19 protein-coding genes are annotated in these 21201 nt (G+C 46.9%); 9 read left to right on the plus strand and 10 right to left on the minus strand.

Annotation, left to right across the window (positions count from 1 at the left end; all coding sequences use genetic code 11):
* Window positions 1-29: 29 nt before the first annotated feature.
* Complete coding sequence (locus tag QUA34_RS07680; RefSeq protein ID WP_333385375.1) at window positions 30-1595, minus strand: tetratricopeptide repeat protein; 1566 nt, start codon at window positions 1593-1595, stop codon at window positions 30-32.
* Window positions 1596-1725: 130 nt separating this feature from the next.
* On the opposite strand from QUA34_RS07680, the gene QUA34_RS07685 reads away from it, so the two are divergent.
* Window positions 1726-2136 (plus strand): Npun_F0494 family protein, encoded by a 411-nt coding sequence (locus QUA34_RS07685; RefSeq protein ID WP_333143934.1) that lies wholly within the window; start codon window positions 1726-1728, stop codon window positions 2134-2136.
* On the opposite strand, the gene QUA34_RS07690 is transcribed toward QUA34_RS07685, so the two are convergent.
* Window positions 2108-2284, minus strand: a complete 177-nt coding sequence (locus QUA34_RS07690) for a hypothetical protein (RefSeq protein WP_333385378.1) — start codon at window positions 2282-2284, stop codon at window positions 2108-2110. The two genes, QUA34_RS07685 and QUA34_RS07690, sit on opposite strands and share 29 nt — an antisense overlap.
* A gap of 257 nt (window positions 2285-2541) precedes the next feature.
* Here QUA34_RS07690 and ileS point away from each other — a divergent pair, with 257 nt between their 5' ends.
* A complete protein-coding gene (ileS, locus tag QUA34_RS07695; protein ID WP_333385382.1) occupies window positions 2542-6129 on the plus strand; it encodes an isoleucine--tRNA ligase in 3588 nt (1195 codons plus the stop codon).
* Between the two features lie 83 nt (window positions 6130-6212).
* On the opposite strand, the gene QUA34_RS07700 is transcribed toward ileS, so the two are convergent.
* From QUA34_RS07700 to QUA34_RS07710, 3 genes are all read right to left on the minus strand, one after another.
* Entirely contained in the window at window positions 6213-6476 is a 264-nt protein-coding gene (locus QUA34_RS07700; protein WP_333385385.1) for a hypothetical protein, read from the minus strand.
* A gap of 114 nt (window positions 6477-6590) precedes the next feature.
* Window positions 6591-7103 (minus strand): dihydrofolate reductase family protein, encoded by a 513-nt coding sequence (locus tag QUA34_RS07705; protein WP_333385388.1) that lies wholly within the window; start codon window positions 7101-7103, stop codon window positions 6591-6593.
* Window positions 7104-7169: 66 nt separating this feature from the next.
* Complete coding sequence (locus QUA34_RS07710) at window positions 7170-10184, minus strand: leucine-rich repeat domain-containing protein (protein ID WP_333385390.1); 3015 nt, start codon at window positions 10182-10184, stop codon at window positions 7170-7172.
* A gap of 195 nt (window positions 10185-10379) precedes the next feature.
* Between QUA34_RS07710 and QUA34_RS07715 the strand changes: the two genes are divergently transcribed.
* The 3 genes from QUA34_RS07715 (at window position 10380) to QUA34_RS07725 (ending at window position 12200) form a co-directional block, all read left to right on the plus strand.
* Complete coding sequence (locus QUA34_RS07715; RefSeq protein WP_242723481.1) at window positions 10380-10649, plus strand: type II toxin-antitoxin system VapB family antitoxin; 270 nt, start codon at window positions 10380-10382, stop codon at window positions 10647-10649.
* On the plus strand, window positions 10646-11065 hold the full coding sequence (locus QUA34_RS07720; protein WP_333329271.1) for a type II toxin-antitoxin system VapC family toxin: 420 nt from the start codon (window positions 10646-10648) through the stop codon (window positions 11063-11065). The genes QUA34_RS07715 and QUA34_RS07720 overlap by 4 nt, the downstream gene beginning before the upstream one ends.
* Window positions 11066-11315: 250 nt before the next feature.
* Window positions 11316-12200 carry an aspartoacylase gene (locus QUA34_RS07725; RefSeq protein ID WP_333385393.1) on the plus strand — a complete coding sequence of 295 codons (885 nt, stop codon included), beginning with the start codon at window positions 11316-11318 and terminating at the stop codon, window positions 12198-12200.
* An 11-nt stretch (window positions 12201-12211) separates the two neighbouring features.
* On the opposite strand, the gene QUA34_RS07730 is transcribed toward QUA34_RS07725, so the two are convergent.
* Window positions 12212-12913, minus strand: coding sequence for a phosphatase PAP2 family protein (locus QUA34_RS07730; RefSeq protein ID WP_333385395.1), 702 nt, complete (start codon window positions 12911-12913; stop codon window positions 12212-12214).
* 160 nt (window positions 12914-13073) lie between these two features.
* On the opposite strand from QUA34_RS07730, the gene QUA34_RS07735 reads away from it, so the two are divergent.
* A complete protein-coding gene (locus QUA34_RS07735; protein WP_333329262.1) occupies window positions 13074-14153 on the plus strand; it encodes a M23 family metallopeptidase in 1080 nt (359 codons plus the stop codon).
* A gap of 141 nt (window positions 14154-14294) precedes the next feature.
* Window positions 14295-14876 (plus strand): hypothetical protein, encoded by a 582-nt coding sequence (locus QUA34_RS07740; protein ID WP_333329259.1) that lies wholly within the window; start codon window positions 14295-14297, stop codon window positions 14874-14876.
* A 187-nt stretch (window positions 14877-15063) separates the two neighbouring features.
* On the opposite strand, the gene QUA34_RS07745 is transcribed toward QUA34_RS07740, so the two are convergent.
* A complete protein-coding gene (locus tag QUA34_RS07745; RefSeq protein WP_190662685.1) occupies window positions 15064-15297 on the minus strand; it encodes a hypothetical protein in 234 nt (77 codons plus the stop codon).
* 193 nt (window positions 15298-15490) lie between these two features.
* On the opposite strand from QUA34_RS07745, the gene QUA34_RS07750 reads away from it, so the two are divergent.
* Window positions 15491-17674, plus strand: a complete 2184-nt coding sequence (locus QUA34_RS07750; protein WP_333329257.1) for a flavin-dependent dehydrogenase — start codon at window positions 15491-15493, stop codon at window positions 17672-17674.
* Window positions 17675-17712: 38 nt separating this feature from the next.
* Here QUA34_RS07750 and QUA34_RS07755 read toward each other — a convergent pair whose 3' ends face one another.
* From QUA34_RS07755 to QUA34_RS07765, 3 genes are all read right to left on the minus strand, one after another.
* A complete protein-coding gene (locus tag QUA34_RS07755; RefSeq protein ID WP_333329255.1) occupies window positions 17713-19044 on the minus strand; it encodes a hypothetical protein in 1332 nt (443 codons plus the stop codon).
* 152 nt (window positions 19045-19196) lie between these two features.
* Window positions 19197-19859 (minus strand): (2Fe-2S) ferredoxin domain-containing protein, encoded by a 663-nt coding sequence (locus QUA34_RS07760; protein ID WP_333385398.1) that lies wholly within the window; start codon window positions 19857-19859, stop codon window positions 19197-19199.
* Between the two features lie 73 nt (window positions 19860-19932).
* Window positions 19933-20178 (minus strand): Asr1405/Asl0597 family protein, encoded by a 246-nt coding sequence (locus QUA34_RS07765; RefSeq protein WP_333085491.1) that lies wholly within the window; start codon window positions 20176-20178, stop codon window positions 19933-19935.
* 355 nt (window positions 20179-20533) lie between these two features.
* Here QUA34_RS07765 and QUA34_RS07770 point away from each other — a divergent pair, with 355 nt between their 5' ends.
* The gene (locus QUA34_RS07770) at window positions 20534-21076 is read left to right on the plus strand and encodes a Dps family protein (RefSeq protein WP_333385402.1); all 543 of its coding nucleotides are present in this window, start codon (window positions 20534-20536) and stop codon (window positions 21074-21076) included.
* The last annotated feature ends 125 nt before the right edge of the window (window positions 21077-21201 follow it).

A 21201-nucleotide genomic window follows, 5' to 3' on the forward strand; every position in this document is an offset into this window, starting at 1 on the left:
TTTAAAACCTAAAGCATTACAGCAATTGCCTAATCAATACCCCAATCTTTCAGTTGTTGTGTAACTGATTGGATCGGCAAAGCAGCAGCAGTACCAGTACCAGATATAACCAGCTCTTGATTCTGTGTTCGACTGATGGTGTAACTACCTTTCCACACAACGCCAACAACGCGATTTTGCTGGTCTAATACGGGACTACCAGAATTACCGCGAGCTATAATTGCAGACATTTCTAACTCTCGGTCAGTCTTGGTGATGACTTCTCCTGTTGCAACTGTCAAATCCTCGGTCGTGTAGGGATATCCAATAATGCGGATAGGTGCGTTGAGGGCAACAGAGGCCGAGGATCGGGGCAAAGGCTGAATATCTTTCGGAATGTCGGTGACTTCTAGTAAAGCTAAATCTAGGTTGTCAGAGGCAGCAGTAATTTTAACACTCTTAGCGGGTTTCCGCTTGCGGAATTCGCTTGAGAGCGGTTTACTGTAAAATTCAACTTCAATTTTTTTATCGCCCTGGGGTGTATTTTTGCCAGCCGTTGCCACATGGCGATTGGTAACAACCCAACCTTTGTTTCCTTGCCGTTTTACCACCCAGCCAGTACCATAATTTAACTCGGAAGAACTTTTAACAATAACTCGGACAACCGACCGCTTTAATGAAACAAAAGGTTCATCTTTTAAACTGGGCAATCGCTCTGGACTAGCCAACAATTGCGGATTTTTTCGCAGAGCTAAGAGCCGTTCCGTCTCTTTGAGAAATAATTTAACAGTCAGAGAGTTGGGGTCTAACGCAATTGCCCTCTTACAGGCTTCAATTACTCGATCGAACTTCCCTTGGTGCTGTAAAGTAAAAATTAAATTGATGTGAGCTTGGGTATTTTTAGGGTTGAGTTGAATCGCTTTTTGATAGGTGGCGATCGCTTCATCTTGTTTCCCCTGCTCGTTCAGGAACACGCCCAGGCTGTTGTAGGCACTGTCATTTTTAGGGTGGAATTGAATCGCTTTTTGAGAGGTCGCTATCGCCTCTTCCAGTTTCCCCTGTTTCTGAAAAATCGCACCTAAATAGTAGTAATCTTCAGCATCATTGGGATCTATTTGGATGGCTTGGCGGTAAGCTGCGATCGCCTCATCTAATCTCCCCTGTTGCTTTAGGGCCCAACCTAAACGGCTGTAAGCTTCGGCATCATTGGGATTTATTTGGATGGCTTGGCGGTAAGCTGCGATCGCTTCATCTGGTTTGCCTTGGAAAAAAAACAGCAGATGGCCCAGACTTTTATAAGCTTTGGTATCGTTTGGATCTATTTGGACGGCTTGGCGGTAAGCTGCTATTGCTTCATTAAATTTCCACTTGTCAGAAAGCGCATTGCCGAGTAAGTTGTAAGCCCAAGCAAACTGAGGGTCAACTTTAATGGCTTGGCGGTAAGCTGCGATCTCTTCATCTTCTGCATTTTGACTACGCTGCACAATCGCTTGAACAATATAAGCAAAGGAGGTGAGGCGATTGGTAAACCACGGCAGTGTCGCTGCCACGTATAACAATAAGAAAACTGAGGTTAACTTGGGCAAGAATTTTTTAGGAACTTTTGGTAAAGGCATAATCTTTCTTTATTTCTAAGTTCGATAAGCCTAGTCTACTTCCTCTGAACTTGGTATGCTTTTCACAACTCCAGTTTGACTATAAATCTGTAACAATTAAAAATATAGTAGCTGTTCAGAAATTCTCTCAATGACTTTTATCCCATCCGAAGCGTTTAAATCTATTAGTTATCCCGATCGCACTGTCAAAAGAGCCGATCGCGCCGTTCGCTGTTCCCCTTTTCAATTACACTTCTTCCAGACCATCCGCGATAACAGCGTTTTCCTAACTGCGATCGCCTCAAATTCCGGTGTCGAAAGCGGCTACACCCGATCGCCCGTATCCGAACTCGTAGCCGAAAACTCCCTACTGTGGCTGATCCAAGTCGGCGTGTTGCGGCGGGAAGTAGATGGACAAGGGATTACCGACAGTTTTCGCCTCACGCCCCTAGGCCGCCAACTCGTGGAAAAATGGGAACAGGAAGGACAGGGAGTGCCAGCCGCGTCATTGTGCGATCGCATGGGAAATGCCGTTAGCCGCGGGTTGGGACTATTTCTATGACCTTTTCTCGCTTGACGGCGAGTTCAACCGCGATCGCACCATAGCAGTTTTTGAAGAACCGGGCGATCGCATCCCCGTTCCAACCTTTGCCGAATCCTTTAATCTCACCGTCGGTGAAATGTTCAGTTGGCTGACTGAGTAGTGCCACCTAGGTTTATGAATGATTAACCGCAGAGGGCGCAGAGGGGGGGGAGGAGGGAGAAGAGAGATCGCCCTACGGATTTGGTTCGATCAAATGTGCGGTCGATCGCTTATACTAAAATATCTGGTTGTCAGCTCTTCAATGACGAGAGATGACTAAAGTTGTCACTACAAACTTAATTATGATTATTTAACCGGACTTGATATCATCTTTCAAATAACCGCTAACTACTAACAACTAACTACATAAAACGTTTCTCAAAAATGGAAGCTAAATCTTACAAAGACACCGTAAATCTGCCCAAAACCAAGTTTGATATGCGCGCCAACGCCGTCAAACGGGAACCAGAATTGCAACAATTTTGGGCCGATCAAGAAATCTACGATCGCCTTTCGGAAAATAACCCAGGCGACTTGTTCATCCTCCACGACGGGCCCCCCTACGCCAACGGACAACTTCACATCGGCCACGCCCTCAACAAAATCCTCAAAGATTTTATCAACCGCTACCAAATGCTGCGCGGCAAAAAAGTCCGCTACGTGCCCGGTTGGGATTGTCACGGATTGCCGATCGAACTTAAAGTATTGCAGAACATGAAATCGGAGGAGCGACTCAATCTTACGCCGATCGAACTCCGCCGCAAAGCCTCCGCCTTCGCGCAGCAAACAATGGAACAGCAGCGCGAATCCTTCCAGCGCTACGGCGTTTGGGGCGACTGGGAACACCCCTATTTAACCCTGAAACCCGAATACGAAGCCGCTCAAATCGGCGTTTTCGGTCAAATGGTGCTCAAAGGCTACATCTACCGCGGCTTCAAACCTGTTCACTGGAGTCCGAGCTCGAAAACAGCCCTCGCCGAAGCGGAATTGGAATATCCCGAAGGCCACACGTCGCGCAGCATCTACGTCGGCTTTCATGTGAGAAAATTGTCAAAATCTTTGCAAACGAAGCTCAAACGCTATATGCCGAGCCTCTGGGCGGCGATTTGGACGACTACCCCCTGGACGATTCCGGCAAACTTGGCGATCGCAGTTAATCCCGAATTGACTTATGCGGTGGTGGAACCGCCGGCAAATTCCCACATCGCACAACAATTTATGTTAGTAGCTGTCGATGCGGTCGATCGGCTGTCGGCAACTTTTAACACTCAATTAAAAATACTTGCCACCTTCAAAGGCAAAGAATTAGAAGGCTGCATCTACAAACACCCGCTGTTCGATCGCGAAAGTCCGATCGTTGCCGGCGGCGACTACATTACCGCTGATTCCGGGACGGGATTAGTGCACACCGCACCGGGACACGGACAAGAAGACTTTATAGTAGGAAAACGCTGCGGTTTACCAGTTTTAACACCCGTAGATGAGAACGGAAATTTCACCGCAGAAGCCGGACAGTTTGTAGGTTTAAATGTCCTCGGAAACGGCAATGCCGCAGTGATTGATGCCCTTGCAGAAGTAAATTGTTTGATTAAAGAGGAAAGTTACGCTCACTCTTATCCTTACGATTGGCGCACGAAAAAGCCGACTATTTTTCGGGCGACAGAACAGTGGTTTGCCTCCGTTGAAGGGTTCCGAGATGAAGCATTAAAAGCGATCGCCGAGGTGAATTGGATTCCCGCCCAAGGGGAAAATCGGATTACTGCAATGGTGGGCGATCGATCGGATTGGTGTATTTCTCGCCAGCGGACTTGGGGCGTTCCGATTCCCGTATTCTACGACGAAGAAACCAACGAACCGCTGTTAAATGAAGAAACGATCGCCCATGTGCAAGCCATCTTTGCCGAACGCGGTTCCGATGCTTGGTGGGAATTGTCGATCGCCGAATTACTGCCGGAATCTTACCGCAATAACGGCCGCACTTACCGCAAGGGTACAGACACGATGGATGTATGGTTTGACTCCGGTTCTTCTTGGGCCGCAGTTGCCAAAGGTCGATCGGAATTAAACTATCCTGCTGATATCTATTTGGAAGGTTCAGACCAACATCGCGGCTGGTTTCAATCCAGCTTGCTAACCAGTGTAGCAACTAACGGCGTTGCTCCTTACAAAACAGTTTTGACTCACGGTTTTGTGCTAGATGAAAAAGGCCGCAAGATGAGCAAATCTGAAGGCAATGTCGTCGATCCGGCAGCCGTAATTAAGGAATATGGAGCCGATGTTTTGCGCTTGTGGGTGTCTTCGGTAGACTACTCAGCAGACGTGCCTTTGGGCAAAAACATTCTAAAACAGCAGTCGGATGTTTACCGCAAAATTCGCAATACAGCTAAGTTTTTACTGGGTAATTTGCACGACTTTGACCCAGCAAAAGATGCCGTTGCTTACGAGGAATTGCCGGAACTCGATCGCTATATGCTGCACAGAATGGGCGAGGTTTTTGCGGAAGTTCAAGATGCTTTTGAAAGCTTCCAATTTTCCCGATTTTTCCAAACTGTGCAGAATTTCTGCACGGTGGATTTATCGAATTTTTACTTGGATATTGCCAAAGACAGACTGTACATCAGCGCGACAGATACCCTTCGCCGCCGCAGTTGTCAGACGGTGATTGCAATTGCTGTGGAGAATTTAGCAAGGGCGATCGCACCTGTGTTGTGTCACATGGCTGAGGATATTTGGCAGTACCTTCCCTATCCGACTCCGTACAAGTCAGTATTTGAAGCCGGCTGGGTGCAAATTGATGCTTCATGGCATAATCCAGAATTGGCTACTCGCTGGCAGTATTTGCGACAAGTGCGCGGCGAAGTTAATAAGGTTTTGGAAAAAGCCCGGATTGAAAAGGCGATCGGTTCTTCTTTGGAAGCTAAGGTTTTGCTGTACGTTCCCGATGTTGAGAAAAGACAGCAATTGCAAGCTTTGAATCCCAGCAGCGAAGAATTGGTCGATTATGTGCGATCGCAAAATTCAGTCATCGAGTTAGCAGCAGAGGAGAAGGCAAAAGCAGCACAAGATCGACAGGAAGAACAAGCAGCAAAAGTTGCCAAAGTCTTGACAGAAAACACAGTTTATGTTGAGGAGGAAACGAGAGAAAAGGGCGATCGACCTTCTCAGATAGTAGAGTATTCTGTCCCTGAACTGTCGGCTTCAGATTCGCAGCCAATCTTAGATCAAGCCGCCGAGTTTTTAGCTAATTTGCCTGAATACGCGGGCAACTTTTTTACAGAATACCAACAAGTTTTGGTAACACTTGGGCTGTTAGCCTCTGTGTTAGTAACGGGCAGAGTAACGCTGGCGATTTTGGATACGATGAATCAGATTCCGATGTTGGGAGGCCTCTTTGAAGTCATCGGCATCTTATTTACAATCTGGTTTGCTTTCCGTCACTTGCTGTTTGCCGCCAACCGTCAAAAAATTGCAGAACAAATTGATTTCCTGACAGCAGATGTGGTGGGCAGGAGTACAGCGCTTGTGCTTGCAGAAACAAAGGCGATCGTCCTCGCACCGGCATTAGATACAGCGCTTGTGCTTGTAGAAACAGAGGCGATCGCACTCGCAGCCCCAGCCGAACAAGTGTTTGCAGAAACACCCCAAATCCAGAAAGCAGAATTAGTTGCGATCGATCCCAAACCAGAAATTCCTGCGGAAATAGTTGCAGGGAACGATTCTACAATGACCGGCAAGGGTGTAGACGAACTGCGGTATTTGTTCATTACTTCGGAAGTGGAACTGGTAGAATCGAATGCAATCCTGCAAGAATTGCCGTACAGTTATCAGTCTCCTGAGTTGGCGATTGGTGTAGTGAAAGCAGACGGGGAAAAGTGCGATCGTTGCTGGAATTACTCGACTCACGTCAGCGAGTCGATCGAACATCCGCTAATTTGCGAACGCTGCGTATCAGCAGTAGACGGCAAATTCTAACGTAGGCTGCGCTTCGGGAAAAATTCTTGAGTTTGTGGTAGCCACATTCAGCCCGAAGCGCACCTTACAATAACTTCATTTGCTTATTTCTGATTAAAAAAACGGCAGACGATTTCGCCAGGGTTGTTTTGTCCAAACGCCAAAACTGTTCCATCTTTCTTAACTGTAGTGCGATCGCGGCAATTGTAGACTTCCAGAGGCTGTTTCACTCCATCCACACTCAGAATTACCCTGTATTCCCAATAGTTTTTCGCACTGCGTTTGATATCGACAATGCAAATCTCGCGGCCTCGATCGTTGTGGCATACAGATGCCTCAGCAGGAAGCGCCCAGAAAAAAGATATCAATAGCAACAAGTAGCAAACACATTTCCTCATCAGCCAAACTACTAAGTTTTATCTTACGTTTTTTGATAATCAAGTGACAGTATTTTGCAAGCGACTTAGCAATTGGGTGCGCCCTCAAGTGGCGACATCGTAAGATAGCTGAACCATACCCGAACTATATGTCTGACATCCAGTTAACTGCAAAGCTGTAGTATTTATGGGATTAACAAATAAAGGAATTCCCTCGCCCAAAATAAGCGGATGAACCGAGAGAATCACTTCGTTGACAAAGTTTTGATTCAGGAAATCGCGAATCAGCAGAGCACCTCCCACCAACCAAATATTTTTGCCGTCAAGCAAGCGTAAATCATTTACAAAATTCTCTAAATCTGTTACCACTTCGACATCAGAAGTGGCTTGAAAATCTAGATTTTTCGTAAAAACATAACTCTTTTTTTCCTGGTACGGATACTCGCCAAAAGTTAGAACTTGTTCGTAAGTCTTTCGACCCATGAGAACCGTATCGATGCTATCTAAGAATTTATTATAACCGTAATTTTGGTCTGTAAACAGCCAGTCAATATCGCCATTCGATCGCGCGATATAACCGTCCAAACTAGATGCAATGAATAGTACAATTTTACGCATGGCAACACCGAGGTTTTTGGACTGATTGGGGTGATCATCGCCCGAATCATTTTAATTTTAAATGATTTAGCGTCCTGAGGGTAGCTTGAGTTCGATACCCAGCTTTTGACCGACATCGATCGCCTTATCAGCAAAATCAGTGACGCCAGCGATGCCAACTCCGATCGCAGTACCCGCCGCTACAAGAGCTGTTAAGCTTTTCTTTAATCGAGTTTTATTCCATTGGTTTTCCGGTTTCTTGATTTCGGTTTCGACATCTTCGATATCAATAATTATCCCCTCGCGGATGTCTTCGGGAAACTGATCGGCGGTTTCACGCATCGAGGAAATCAGTTTTAAAAGTTCGGCGGTATTGGTGTTATTGTTTTGCAGGGATTGATTGCCAGCAACTTCGGCACTATTCGACGAACCGCCGATATTGCCGGAAAAGTTAGCACCTTGAAAAGCACCTTGAAAGTTGTTGGTGTCAGAAGAATTTTGAGTCATTTTTGCTTCGGCTTTATTAATAATTGGTCTACTAACAGCTAGTTTAGCGATATCTACAATGTCGTCATATTCTCTTCCGTATTTTTCCATTTCTCGATCGCCCATTTGGTTTCTGCGCCGAAGTTTGATCGACTCATACCCATCCAACAACGGCCGCAAATCCAGTTTAAGTTTAAGTTTCCCAACGCGCACCGTATTTTCGCCCATCTCCTCCAATCCTAGCAATTCCTCGTAATCCAGCGGATCGGCATCGGGATAACCCGGAACCGGCACCCATTGACTGATTTCCAGATTGGCAAAAGAATTGTGGATTTTGGTAAACGTATCGCGAATCATGCTGAGGAAAGAACGCCGCGTCGATTCCCGCCCGCTAACAGCAATAAAGATTTTCTTATCTTCCGGGTCAGATTTAATTCGGGCGATGTTGTACACCTCAGCGCCTTCGGTGTACTCCAGCATAACCCCCGTGCGCCAGTGGGTGCAGTTGTGGATTTTCTCGTGCATGAGGACGATGAAGCGCGAGAGGATGCTGTCGGGGAGGATGCGGTAGTGATATTGAAATTCCAGGGTTTCGCCTTGGAGTTTGGTGTTTTGCGGTTCCTCTTTGGGCAAGATGCCGGGGATGAGGAAAGTCGGCGGGTAATTGCTGACGGGGAAGCAGAGTTCAAATTCGCCCATCAACCCGGTGAGGCAGTGGTAGCGGTGGCTGGGATATTTATTTGAGTCGAGGATGCGGCTGAGGTCGGCGTAGGTGAGAATGCCTTTGGTTTTGACTTTGAGTTCCTCGTCGCTGAGGAGGGCATAGATGCCTTCAGTCACCCAGTGGGGATTGAGGATGTTGGTGGATTGCAGGATGGGGTGTTCGCGGAAGTTGAGGACAATGCCCAGGTTGTGCAGCAGTCCGATGAGTTGGGTTTGATCGGTTTCTTCAAGGATGTTTTCTTTGGCGCAGATGGTGGCGTATTCGCTGATGCTGATGATGTCTTTGTCGAGGTTTTCCAGGCGCTGCTTGACTTGGAACCAGCTTAGCGGCAAAAGATCGTAGACTTCTTTGAGTTCGGAGATTTCGGTGTGGATGGCGCTGCGGAGTTCGTCGATGCCGGTTCCGCTTTGGCAGGAGGTTTCGAGAATCGCTTTGATGTTGGGATATTTGTCGCGCAAGGCTTTGCGGTTGAGATCCAGGGGTTGTTCGTCGCACTTGTTGCCGACGAGGATGACGGGGGATGCGTCGCCGAAGCTTTCGATCAGTTTCAGCCAGTATTCGAGGCGGTTTTCGTCTTCGCTGGTGCGGCAGTTGCACACCAGCAGGTAAAGGCTGCGTTTGGTAAGGAAAAATTGGTGGGTGGCGTGGTAGATTTCTTGTCCGCCGAAGTCCCAGACGTTGAGTTTGACGGGTTTGGTGTTGACTGTAATTTTCCAGTCTGTGATGTTGAGTCCGTCGGTTTGGGGCTCGTTGGGGTTGTATTTGTTGTGGATGAGGCGGTTGATCAGGCAGGTTTTGCCGACGCTGCCTTGCCCGACGAGAAGGACTTTGGCTTCGTTGAGGGGGAGAACTTCGCCGCTGCGGAGTTTGCGGAGGTAGTTAAAGATGTCAGCGGGAGTGCCGGGGGCTTCGTTCAGGTTGGCGGGCCCTAGAACTTCTGGAGAAATGGGCAGGGGATTGCAGCGAAGGTCGAGTTTTTCAAGTTTTGGCAGTGTTTCTAAGCCTTCAGGAATCTTTTCAATCTGATTGTTACTGAGGGAAAGCCGTGTCAGATTCGACAGTTGGGCGATCGCTTCTGGGATTTGGGTAATTTGATTGTTACTGAGGTTAAGCCATGTCAGATTGGACAGTTGGGCGATCGCCTCTGAGATAGAGGTAATCTGATTGTCACCGAGGTAAAGCTCTGTCAGATTCGACAGTTTGCCTAGCGCATCTGGGATGGAGGTAATCTGATTGTTATCGAGGAGAAGCGCTGTCAGATTCGACAGTTGCCCGATCGCCTCTGGGATGGAGGTAATCTGATTGTTATCGAGGAAAAGCGCTGTCAGATTCGACAGTTGCCCGATCGCCTCTGGGATGGAGGTAATCTGATTGTTCCAGAGGACAAGTTCTGTCAGATTCGACAGTTGGGCGAGATCCTCTGGGATGGAGGTAATCTGATTCTTCCCGAGGTAAAGCTTTGTCAGATTCGACAGTTGGGCGAGATCCTCTGGGATGGAGGTAATCTGATTGGTATGCAGGTAAAGCTTTGTCAGATTCGACAGTTGGGCGAGATCCTCTGGGATGGAGGTAATCTGATTGATACTGAGGTTCAGGTCTCTCAGATTGGACAGTTGCCCGATCGCTTCTGGGATGGAGGTAATCTGATTTTCAACAAGCGAAAGTGTTTTTAAGTTAGTTAATTGAAGAACAGCATCAGGAAACTCAGTTAACTTATTCCCAACCCATCTTCTTTTCTCTTTATCGAACTTCCCCAACACCAGCATCTCAAGCTGCGTGCACTTGCCAATCTCCGGCGGCAATTCCTCCAAGTCGAGCCCCGACAAATCCAGTTCCGTCAATTTTTCCTCGGCTGCCCGGTGAATTCGCCGCACTGCTTCCTCTCGCGTCATGCCCTTTGTCTCTCGGTAGGATTCATTTTATTGTGACAGGATTTTTCGCTTGATGGGGAGTTGCCCGCGCGTCACAATCAAAGAAACCGGGTTTTTTTTTGTTTCTACACTGTCATGCGTCTTCTGGGCAAAAACCCGGTTTCTGAGCGAGGCATCACAACTATAATAAAATAAACCGTTAAAAGAGGAAAGCTAATGGTGACGAGCCTGAATGTGGATACGGCACTGCTGCAAGAGGCGATCGAACTTGAGGGAGAAATTGAGTTCGAGACTCTAGTTGAAATTGCCTTGCGCGAATACATTCAACGCCGCAAACAGCCACAGAATCTCGAACTTAGCTTTGGAGAATCTCTCAGTGCATTTCGTGAAAAATATCAACTGCACGAACTGGGTTTAAATCCTGATGAAATTTGGGGAGAAGTTCGCGATCGAACTTTTGCAGGACGCGAGGTCATCTTTGAATGACGTTGCGTTATTTACTCGATACCAACATTATCTCCGAACCTGTTCGTCCTGTTCCGAATGCGAATGTGATGACTAAACTAATTGAGGCAAAATCCACAGTTGCGATCGCCTCGATCGTTTGGCATGAAGTTCTGCTGGGCTGTTATCGAATGCCTGATTCTAAGCGTCGCAGTGCGATCGAAGCTTATCTTCAGGAAGAAGTGAAAGTAAAATTACCGATTTTGCCCTACACTCAAGAAGCGGCTGAGTGGTTTGCTAAAGAACGAGCAAGACTCATCCCGATCGGGCTTACACCGTCTTATGCTGATGGGCAAATTGCAGCGATCGTTAAAGTCAATAATCTGATTCTGGTGACACGAAATGTTGCTGATTATGCAAACTTTCAAGACTTGGCAATCGAAAACTGGTTTTCTTAAACTTAATCTATTTAATCATCGGTTTGATGAGAAACTATAATGCGATCGATTTCTTCCCGGTGGCGAGCGTATTTTTTTTGTTTATTGACGAGAAATACCCAGATAAACTGGGTTTCTCAGTTCTGCGTGTGCTACCTACTTACTTAAACTTTAGCTAATCTAAATATAAACACACAATCAACCTCAATGTGATGTTTTTTACCAACAGATGACAAAGGGTGATAAGCTGGGGATAGGAAGTTATTTGTTTATGAACCAAATTAAACGTGTTGCCATAGTGGGAGGAACCCACGGAAACGAACTCACAGGAATTTACCTCGTGAAAAAATTCGATCGCGCGCCCGAGTTAATTGGGCGATCGACTTTTGAAACTATCACCCTGCTAGCCAATCCCAAAGCTTGCGAAATCGGGACACGCTACATCGATATCGACCTCAACCGCTGCTTTAGAAAGCAAGATTTAGAAAATCCCCATCTCTCCAGCTATGAAGCGCAGCGGGCGAAAGAAATCTCCCGCCTTTTTAGCTCAAAAAACACTCATCTGCCCAACTTAATTATCGATTTGCACAGCACCACATCCAACATGGGGCTAACATTTATTCTCGCCAGCCAGCATCCATTTAACCTGCAACTAGCAGCTTATTTAACCTCTGTGTATCCCCACCTCAAGCTACTGGCTTCGGCAACCAAGAATCATGATAGTCCTTTGCTGCGATCGCTTTCCGAATTAGGCGGTACGCTGGAAGTTGGTGCAGTGCCACAAGGCGTCTTGGATGCGTCTTTATTTCAGCAAACTGAGCAAGTTGTCGGCACAATCTTAGACTGTGTAGAAGCCTACAATCAAGGCAAAATGCCTGCTGCAAAGAATCCCCTGACTATTTATCAAAGCATTCGGGCGCTCGACTATCCCAGAAACGAGAACCGAGAAATTCAGGCAATGATTCATCCTCATCTGCAATTCAGAGATTATGAAGCCCTAAATCCCGGCGATCCGATGTTTTTGACCTTAGATGGTGAGTCGGTATTGTATGAAGGTAAATCAACCGTTTATCCGATTTTCATTAACGAGGCTGCTTACTACGAAAAAGGAATTGCCCTGTGTTTTACTCAAAAGCTAATAGTCAGTCTTGAGTAGAAGATTAAAAATTATTCTTGAGAATTTTCCGGTGACAAAAACTCCTCTTTAGAAGCCGTAGTCAAAGAACGCAATTCCTTCCATATTTCCAAAGTAATAATACAGGTAATCAGCCACACCAAACCAGCCGTATAACCAGCAATAACATCGGTAGGCCAGTGAACTCCTAGGTAAAGTCGGCTAAAACCAATAGCAGCAATTAATACAACTGTCAAGCCGTAAATCGACCAGCGCTGCTTGGGAAAGCGTACACCCAAAAAATATCCTAGCAAACCGTAAATAACCATTGAAATCATCGCGTGTCCGCTAGGAAAACTGTAAAATGTTACATTAACAACGCGCTCCCAAAGTTGAGGTCGATCGCGGGCAAAAAGTTTTTTTAACAGTAAATTTAAACCGATCGCTCCCCCACCCGCGAGCGCAATAGTTGCAGCTTCCGAGCGGTGATTGCGCGCTAGCAAAACAATACCCAACGTCAGACAAATCACTAGCAGCAGCTTCGGCTCGCCCAAAAAAGTAAAGCCCAGCATTATTTGATCGCGCAACGGAGTGTGCAATTGCCTCAGAGCTAGTAAAATAGAGGTATCGAAAACGTAACTTTCTTTTTCCAACACGTCTTCGGCAAGGGTGGCAAATCCCCACATCCCCAAAGCCGCAACAGCAAGCCCGGCCAGCCGAATTATTGAAATGAGCGATCGAATTTTAGAACGCATTCTTGAATTAATTAAAAATTTTAAATTTCCAACTCAAAATAATACAACAAATATAGGAAACGAAAAAGCCTTACCAATCGTCTAGATGCTTGAGCAACTATATTCTGAATGATTAATTGGCTTTTCACTACCCACCTCAGCTTTTACCTCCAACCTGCGAATGACTATACTATCAAAAAAACACATTTCTGCAATTTTGTTGGTCGTGGGGTTGACAAATCTTTCTAGTTGTGCTAATAAAAGCGGAGTAAATGCCCCGATCGCCGAAGCCCACACGATCGCCCAGCGTCTCGTCTCTACCGCAGTCGCCCAAAAGCCGAACAACCCGCAATTCGGTAAGCCGATCGACTGTACCCTAGGCAAAGACTGTTTTGTATTGCTGTATTTCGATCGAGAACCCGGCCCCACCGCCGTCGATTTTGGCTGCGGGCGCCAAACCTACGACGGGCACGACGGCACAGATTTTGCCATTCCCGACGCCAAAGCAATGGCAAAAGGAGTGCCAGTTATTGCCTCCGCAGCAGGTAAAGTTTTGCGATCGCGAGATGGTGTGGTCGATCGGCGTTTACAAAATGAAACAGAAAAAGCCAACATCGCAGGCACAGAATGCGGCAACGGCATGGTAATCGACCACGGCGGTGGTTGGGAAGCCCAATACTGCCACCTCCGTCAAGGCAGCGTTGCCGTCAAACCGGGTACGCAGGTACAAAAAGGCACAGTTTTGGGCATGGTGGGAAACTCTGGGATGGCATCTTTCCCCCACGTACACGTAACTTTTCGCTATCAAGGCAAGCCCGTAGATCCGTTTGTCGGCCCCGACGCGAAGGTAGGCTGCAACATCGCCCGCAATCCAATTTGGGACAAGCCTCTAGACTATGTTTCCACAGGTTTAATTCGGGCCGATTTTGCCAATAAGCCGCCGGACGAGAACGCTGTCTGGGAAGGACAATTTTCCGAGACTAAACTCCCTGCAAACAGTCCCGCTTTGTTGTTTTGGGTGCAAAGTTACGGAGTGCTCAAGGGCGATCGCGAACAATACAAATTATTTGCACCCAACGGCACAACCATTGCCGAGCAGACCAATGAAATTAAAGCCCCCAGCCGTACTTGGTTGGGTTATGTCGGCAAAAGAAACAGTACAAATTCTCCTCTGACTCCCGGAGTTTGGCGGGCCGAATACCGGTTGACGCGGGGCGATCGAGTTTTGGCAGAAGTCAAGCGAGAAGTTGAGTTGCGTTAGTCGCCAAGTTACTCATACCAAATTACTTTGAAAACGAGCATCAAATATGTTAAAATAACAACAATCTTTTTTCATTTTTGATGGTCAATTTTTCCTGGTCTCATAATAAAAATGTCATACAGCCAATTCACAAACCTAGAAATGATTGAAACCAACTTTGGCATAACCATTGCTGACAAAGTTGGTATTTTTGCCCATTTACCCGAAGCCGAGTATAGCGAGCTTCTCAGCCAAACTCTGCAAGACAACATTTCTTTAGCTTTAGCAATTAATACCGAAAAAGCTCGCTCAGAATTAATTGTCACACCTATTTTAGTAGAACTTAGAAAGCAGTTTAAGTATCAAATTAGCTTTTTTTCCGGAAAAGAGTTTAATGTAGATTTAGAAAAAGGATTGACGGGTTTCTGTGATTTTATGATTAGTCGTTCTCCCGAACAACTGCTAATCAAAGCCCCTGTTGTCGCCTTAGTAGAAGCTAAAAATGATAATATCCAAGCTGGGCTTCCACAATGTATGGCAGAAATGATTGCCGCTCAAATCTTTAATGAAAGAAGAAACAATAACATTTCCGAAATATATGGGGTGGTCACAACAGGAACCAATTGGAAATTTTTACGGCTTAGGAATCAAATTATGGAAGTTGATTTAAATGATTATTTCATTGATAATATTAGTAAAATTATTGGCATATTAAAATATTTGGTCGATGCAGCTAACCTATGAAACTGGGAGCCAATTTATGAAAGTTGCTCAATAGAGATAAATTGAACAATGACTTAACCATAATTTTTACAATATCACAAATTCTCCGGGACAATCTAGCTTTCATCAGCTTGTTGTCGCCGGCTCGATCGCTCCTCCTTCCCCGTCGAACGCGATCGTTCGGGAGGGTGGTTTGGATGTTGACAATTTAGGGCAAATTGTTCCAAGCTTGAGCCACAATGTCGCTCAGCCATAGCCTCTGAGCAAAATCGAGCAAATTGTCGTCCGCGAGTACTTCAGCCTTCAATTCATCCAAAGACTGAGATCGCGATCGAGCTATTTGAATCACACCCGCGATCGCCGACGCCACCAATTCTTCATTCAGCGGCTGCTGTCGCAAAGCAATCATTTCTTGAGGATTCGTAGGAATGGGATAATTCATAGAAGTGCATACCGAAAGGAGTAGATATTCAGCCACTGCGGGCCAACCGAGAGCAAGAGCGATCGAAAACCTAAAAATCTGAGAACATTGTAAACTTATTTAAAACTAAATAAGTATTCGGGAGTATAGCCTACTTTGCTCCCTTGTCAACTCCCCCATCTTTATTAATTTATTCAGAATTGAGAGCCTAATCATGCAAGAAATTCTTTATCTAGAAGTCCCGACACCGGATACAGCAGCCGTCTGCACTTGGTTGCAGCACGAATTCGATCCCGGAATCGGAGAAAAAATTATTACTGCTGACGGCTTTCGCCTGCTTTCACCAGCCACAACAGCCGAGGTTCTCAAGTCTGGAACTCAAAATGCCAATCCAAAACCCGCCTTGGCTGACACCAATTCAGGAAACCCAAATTGGCGAGCGACAGAACTTTCCACTTTTGTCTGGTCACTGCAGCGCACCACTTATTTAAAAGTCTTTCGTCTAGAAGAGGCGCCTGCGGGAGAAAAAAAGTTCCTGGAAGCTCTGAATCTTGCTGTAAGAAACAAGTTTCCAGATCGCTACCGGGAACCCCCTGTCATAGACCTCTCCAAACAGTCAATTTTTGAGGCTCTTGCCCCCTATTACCCCCTCACCGTCAAATACTTCCAAAAAATGCCTCAAGGCGAATACGACCTCAAGCGCGTCTACTGGTGGGAACAGCGTTGGCGCGAAGGCACTCGCAATCCTCAAACGCCAAAACAAGTAGTGTTTTTGAAGGAAGAGGGAACAGGGAAGAAGGAAGAAGGAACAGGGAAGAAGGAAGAAGGAAGAGGGAACAGGGAAGAGGGAAGAGGGGAGAAGGCAGAAGACACGATTTCGGTGTCTGATTCTGGCGATACTTTTTATGACTTAATTTATATTGGCGGGGCCTTGGGAGTGATTCACGCCGCAGTCATGGCGAGATTGGGCTACCGGGTGCTGCTAGTTGAACGAATGCCTTTCGGGCGAATGAATCGCGAGTGGAATATTTCACGGGACGAAATTCAAAGCTTAATTGATTTGGGTTTATTTACTGCGGCAGAAATAGAAACTTTGATTGCCAGAGAATATAAAGATGGCTACAACAAGTTTTTTGATGCTAACAATCCGCCCGTGGCTCAAGCGCCAGTTCTGCACACACCAAAGGTACTCAATGTAGCTGTGGACGGGGAGAAATTGCTGAATTTAGCGGGAGTTAAGCTAACAGAAGCTGGTGGAGAAATCTGGGACGAAACTGACTTTGTTAGAGCCGATGTTGCAGCGGAAAAAGTAGTAGTTCAAGGCCACCACTTGCCGACAAAAGCCGATCGCACTGCATTAGGAAGGCTGCTGGTGGATGCAATGGGTTCGGCTTCTCCCATCGCTTGGCAATTGAACGAAGGGCGGACTTTTGACAGCGTTTGTCCGACAGTGGGAGCAGTCATCGACGGAGGATTTGAGCCGGGAGTATGGGATTCCGAGTACGGGGATGTACTCCACACTCACGGGGACGTTTCCCGCGGACGCCAGCTCATTTGGGAGTTGTTTCCTGGCGCCGGCACAGAACTGACAGTTTATCTATTTCACTACCACCAAGTACATCCAGAGAACCCCGGTTCTTTGCTGGAAATGTACGAGGATTTTTTCGCAATTTTGCCGGAATACCGTCGCTGCGATGTCGATAAATTGGTGTGGAAAAAACCGACCTTTGGTTATATTCCGGGGCATTTTAGCAGCAACAGCGGCGATCGCTCCGTGGCGATCGATCGCCTAGTCTCGATCGGCGACGCAGCATCTCTGCAATCTCCCCTCGTTTTCACAGGCTTCGGCTCCCTTGTCCGCAATCTTTTCCGCTTAACAGACCTTTTGGATACTGCTTTAAAGCACAATTTGCTGACGGCAAATCACTTAAACCAAATTCGCGCCTACCAGAGCAATGTTTCAGTAACATGGCTATTTTCTAAAGGCATGATGGTTCCTACCGGGAGCAGTTTGCCACCCCAAAGAATTAATTCAATTCTCAATACCTTTTTCGGTATTTTGGCAGCACAAAAACTCGCTGTAGCTGAAACTTTTATTAAAGACAGAACCGACTGGCTAACTTTCAATCGACTGGCGATCGAAGCAGCCGGAAAAAACCCTTCTCTCCTCTTGTGGATTTTAGATTTTGTCACGTTGGGGGATATTTGGCGCTGGCTGGGAAGTTACGTGAATTTTACTCTGCTGGCTTTGGCCAGTTTGCTGTTCGGATGGCTTCCCAGCTTCGCCCGCAGGGTACAGCCTTGGTTGGAGCCCCGGTATCCGGCTGTTTGGCTGTGGCTGTTGGCTACCAGCTATGCTCTCACCTATGGCATGGGAAAGGGGAGAAAAGAGTGTTGAGTTTTGAGTGTGGACTCAAAACTAGCAACTTCAGTTCGCTATCGAAAACTCGGCAATTCAATTTCAGCTAGCGATCGGCGTTTTTTAGAAGCCCGCAGCGGACTGGCAATCAAGCTGAGCCAGTCTGGTTGGGGGACTGCTGTAGGTTTTGCCACACTCGATCGCACTTCTTGAATGCCAAAGGTTTCAACAGAGTTCAAAATTTGAAAAGCCCTGGCCAATTCTTGGGCGTCCACTTTGGTAGCAGTTTCGGGTTCAGACTCAGCCATCGGCAGTTCAGGTTCCGCAACCGGTTCGGCCGAGTCAGTTGCCGGCTCATGAGGCTGGTAGGTTTCGTTCTCCTGCAATAGAATGGCGGATACTTCGGCTAATTTGTTGAGTTCCACATTGGCTGGGGATTCAGGCTCGATCGCCTCAACAGCAGCCGCTACCTCTGGAACCTCTTCTGGTTCCGACCAAGGTTGGACAGGGGAAGCGTTGAAGGCTGGTGGCACCGGCATCTGAGAGCTTTTGACCGCCGCGAGCAAAGATTCTAATTGTGCGCTGGCGGTGTCCAGATTATTGTCAGGCGGCTCGATCCTCGGCGACTTTACCTGCGGCCTGTCCAAACTTCTTTCCAAGGCAGCTTTGAATTGCAGAGTGTGGCGCTGCTGGCGGTGCAAGCGGGCTCGCAATTCCCTGCAAATATTTTCTGTGGCTACTAACTGCTGTAACTGTTCGTTGTAGCGCTGCACAGTAGACGCACATTCTCGCTCAACAGTCGCTAGCCTGACTTGGCTGGTTGCCAACTGACTTCTTAAACTTTCGACTAAAATTTCTTGACTTTGGAGGGTTTGATGGGAAACTTCCACTTTGCCAAACAGCCGCGTCAATTGTTCTTGAGTATTTTCGAGTTCTGCAGTCCGCTGTTCTAGCAAAGCTTCGCGATTCTGCAAGGTTTTTTGGGAGTCTTCGAGAGCTGTTTCTAGCTGGGCGATGCGCTGCAAAAGGTCGCGGTTGCATTCGTGCAGCGCTTGCATGAGGGTGACTGGGGTTGATCCTTTGCCCTTGGCCTGTTCGGCATTCCCAAGCATATTTTTTAGATTCTCTGAAATCGGGGGCGAGCCCGCCTCAGTCGGCTGTGTCAGAGATGGCAAATTTTTTGTTTCAGGTGTTGTGGGAATTGCATCTACGCTGATGGCGTTGGGAAAATCTACTGTTTGCCAGTCTTCTTCTGGCTGTTGGGGAACCGTTGCGGGAGTGTCTGTCGCATCGGGGGCGATCGGCTCAAAACCCCCAGCAGCAGCAAAATCTGACTGAAATGGTTCGGTATCGGATGGAACAGCAGGGTACGGTTGGTGCTGATGGGCTCGAAGATCAGCTTCTGACATGGCTTTTTATCCCAATACTCACAGGGTCTCAGATACAGTCTATCCTTAGATATTCTCCCGAAGGAAGCCCCTAAGTGAGTTTTTGGTCCAGAGTCCTATCAAAATAATTTTTCCTGATGTCTAACGCACTGTTTCGGTATGCGTGCGATCGCCTAAGCTTTAACCACTGCACAATGTTTGTCAATGATTGCTGGAACTTCTGCCGGTGCAATGCGGCTGTAGCGAGTTTTGTCCGGCATCACAACTATATTTGGGCCCGCTTTACACTGTTTGAGACATCCGGTTCCCTGTACTGTCACTTTGTCTTCTAAACCGCGCGCATTCAAAGCATTTTCTAAAGCTTTACAGACTCCTCCAGCGCCCCGCTTCAGGCAGTCGGATTTTTGACATACTAATATTTTGGTTTGGGTTTTTGCCGGAGCTTTTACAGTTTGAGCTGCTGTGGGAGAGGTGAATTCGCTTTTGCCGATCGCGCGATCGTCGGATGTCAATACCGCAACAGGCCCATTGGTGGAGTCGAGCAGTTCTGGCGATCGATCGTTGTTACCCTGAGCCAGCTTGAGGCTGCGAGCTTTAAGTTTTATTTTACCGTTTTTCAAATTGAGTTCTTTCTCACCTACAACTTGAACTCTCAACCCCGGTGTCAAAATAGGCGACAGAAATGCCCGCAATTCCTTGCAAAGTTTAACAAGATATTCTACTCCGCGATCGCTACTAATTCGCAAATATTTAAGTTTACAGCCATCTTCAATAATCAGGCCGAGGATTTCTCCCTCTAAGTTGAATTCGGAAACGTGCTTGCCAGATTTATACATTGTTATAACTCCTTTAAATCAGTTACATCCGTTACATCTTGTACGCTGCTCTTTCCCTAACTTCCTGCTTCCTTTAGCCCCTTTGCCAGCAGTATTCCAGCCACTGCACGAGTTCGCATCGAGGGGCACTGACTTGCCTCAACACGCTCATTAACTGAGCCGCTTGTTTAACAGTATTGACTTTTGCCCGCAAAGGTTGGTCAACCGCACACCAGCAGGGAATTTCTAGTTCTTGCAAGCGTTTGTAAACTTGCCACCTATCTAGCCAACTAACTTGCACAATGTCACAAACTTCTAATTCTGGATCTGCTGGATTCATTTTGTAACAACAGTAATAATTTGCATTAATTTTTACCCTCAATGGTAGCGGGTAGAAGTTAAAAGCCAGATTTCAGCAGAACATCAAAGATGATCAAAAGCCCTTCCTGAAAAATTCTGCCTTTTGCCCTCTGCCTTCTGCCTTCAGAAGGTTCGCCCCACTTTCAGGAAGCGCTCATAACGAGGATCTTGTTCAAGCATAACCCAACTGCTAATAATTCTCAATAGGTTTACAAAAAAAATTTCCTACTCTATAAAATCTTCCACTATCGAGGCAGACGCTGCTTGACTGGTAAATTTACAGTGCTAGACTGACTCTATTGGCAACAAAACTGCCTATTGAGAGGAGAACACACATGGCTGAGACTCAGAGTGCATTGAGACCGTTTGGCCACATAGCCGAAAACCCAGTTCTACTGGAACATTCAGTCATAGCACCGATTTGTGAAGGAATGAACGCGCTGCTGGCCAGTTTTCAGGCTCTATACCTGCAATATCAAAAACATCATTTTGTGGTGGAAGGGGCAGAATTTTACTCCTTGCACAAATTCTTTGAAGAAAGCTACGGAGAAGCTCAAGATAGCGTCCACGAGTTGGGCGAACGGTTAAACGGGTTGGGCGGCATACCGGCAGCTAGCTTTAGCAAGTTAGCCGAGCTGTGCTGTTTTGATCCGGAAGCCGACGGCGTATATTCCTGCCGCCAAATGCTGGAACACGATTTGGCAGCAGAGCAAGCTATCCTCGGTTTGCTGCGGCGTCAAGCAGGACAAGCAGAAAGTTTGGGCGATCGAGCTACCCGCTACCTCTACGAAAAAATCCTGCTAAAAACAGAAGAGCGGGCTTATCACATTTCCCACTTCCTCGCCCCCGATACCTTAGTGCAGTTGAACTTGAACTAACAATTCTTCTTCTTCCTCTTCCTTCGCGCCCTTAGCGCCTTCGCGGTTCGTTATCTTAGATCAAAAAAAAAGCGAGCAGTTTTGTGACTGCCCGCTTTTTTTATACAAAGTGCGTTTTATCTGCT

It is taken from the genome of Microcoleus sp. POL10_C6, assembly GCF_036701585.1.
In the GTDB taxonomy this organism is placed as follows: Bacteria; Cyanobacteriota; Cyanobacteriia; order Cyanobacteriales; family Microcoleaceae; genus Microcoleus.

Excerpts from the sequence above, each read along its gene's own strand:
- QUA34_RS07680 (WP_333385375.1), bottom strand. The coding sequence starts at position 1,595 with ATGCCTTTACCAAAAGTTCCTAAAAAATTCTTGCCCAAGTTAACCTCA.
- QUA34_RS07685 (WP_333143934.1), top strand. The coding sequence starts at position 1,726 with ATGACTTTTATCCCATCCGAAGCGTTTAAATCTATTAGTTATCCCGAT.
- ileS (WP_333385382.1), top strand. The coding sequence starts at position 2,542 with ATGGAAGCTAAATCTTACAAAGACACCGTAAATCTGCCCAAAACCAAG.
- QUA34_RS07705 (WP_333385388.1), bottom strand. The coding sequence starts at position 7,103 with ATGCGTAAAATTGTACTATTCATTGCATCTAGTTTGGACGGTTATATC.
- QUA34_RS07710 (WP_333385390.1), bottom strand. The coding sequence starts at position 10,184 with ATGACGCGAGAGGAAGCAGTGCGGCGAATTCACCGGGCAGCCGAGGAA.
- QUA34_RS07715 (WP_242723481.1), top strand. The coding sequence starts at position 10,380 with ATGGTGACGAGCCTGAATGTGGATACGGCACTGCTGCAAGAGGCGATC.
- QUA34_RS07720 (WP_333329271.1), top strand. The coding sequence starts at position 10,646 with ATGACGTTGCGTTATTTACTCGATACCAACATTATCTCCGAACCTGTT.
- QUA34_RS07725 (WP_333385393.1), top strand. The coding sequence starts at position 11,316 with ATGAACCAAATTAAACGTGTTGCCATAGTGGGAGGAACCCACGGAAAC.
- QUA34_RS07730 (WP_333385395.1), bottom strand. The coding sequence starts at position 12,913 with ATGCGTTCTAAAATTCGATCGCTCATTTCAATAATTCGGCTGGCCGGG.
- QUA34_RS07735 (WP_333329262.1), top strand. The coding sequence starts at position 13,074 with ATGACTATACTATCAAAAAAACACATTTCTGCAATTTTGTTGGTCGTG.
- QUA34_RS07740 (WP_333329259.1), top strand. The coding sequence starts at position 14,295 with ATGATTGAAACCAACTTTGGCATAACCATTGCTGACAAAGTTGGTATT.
- QUA34_RS07745 (WP_190662685.1), bottom strand. The coding sequence starts at position 15,297 with ATGAATTATCCCATTCCTACGAATCCTCAAGAAATGATTGCTTTGCGA.
- QUA34_RS07750 (WP_333329257.1), top strand. The coding sequence starts at position 15,491 with ATGCAAGAAATTCTTTATCTAGAAGTCCCGACACCGGATACAGCAGCC.
- QUA34_RS07755 (WP_333329255.1), bottom strand. The coding sequence starts at position 19,044 with ATGTCAGAAGCTGATCTTCGAGCCCATCAGCACCAACCGTACCCTGCT.
- QUA34_RS07760 (WP_333385398.1), bottom strand. The coding sequence starts at position 19,859 with ATGTATAAATCTGGCAAGCACGTTTCCGAATTCAACTTAGAGGGAGAA.
- QUA34_RS07765 (WP_333085491.1), bottom strand. The coding sequence starts at position 20,178 with ATGAATCCAGCAGATCCAGAATTAGAAGTTTGTGACATTGTGCAAGTT.
- QUA34_RS07770 (WP_333385402.1), top strand. The coding sequence starts at position 20,534 with ATGGCTGAGACTCAGAGTGCATTGAGACCGTTTGGCCACATAGCCGAA.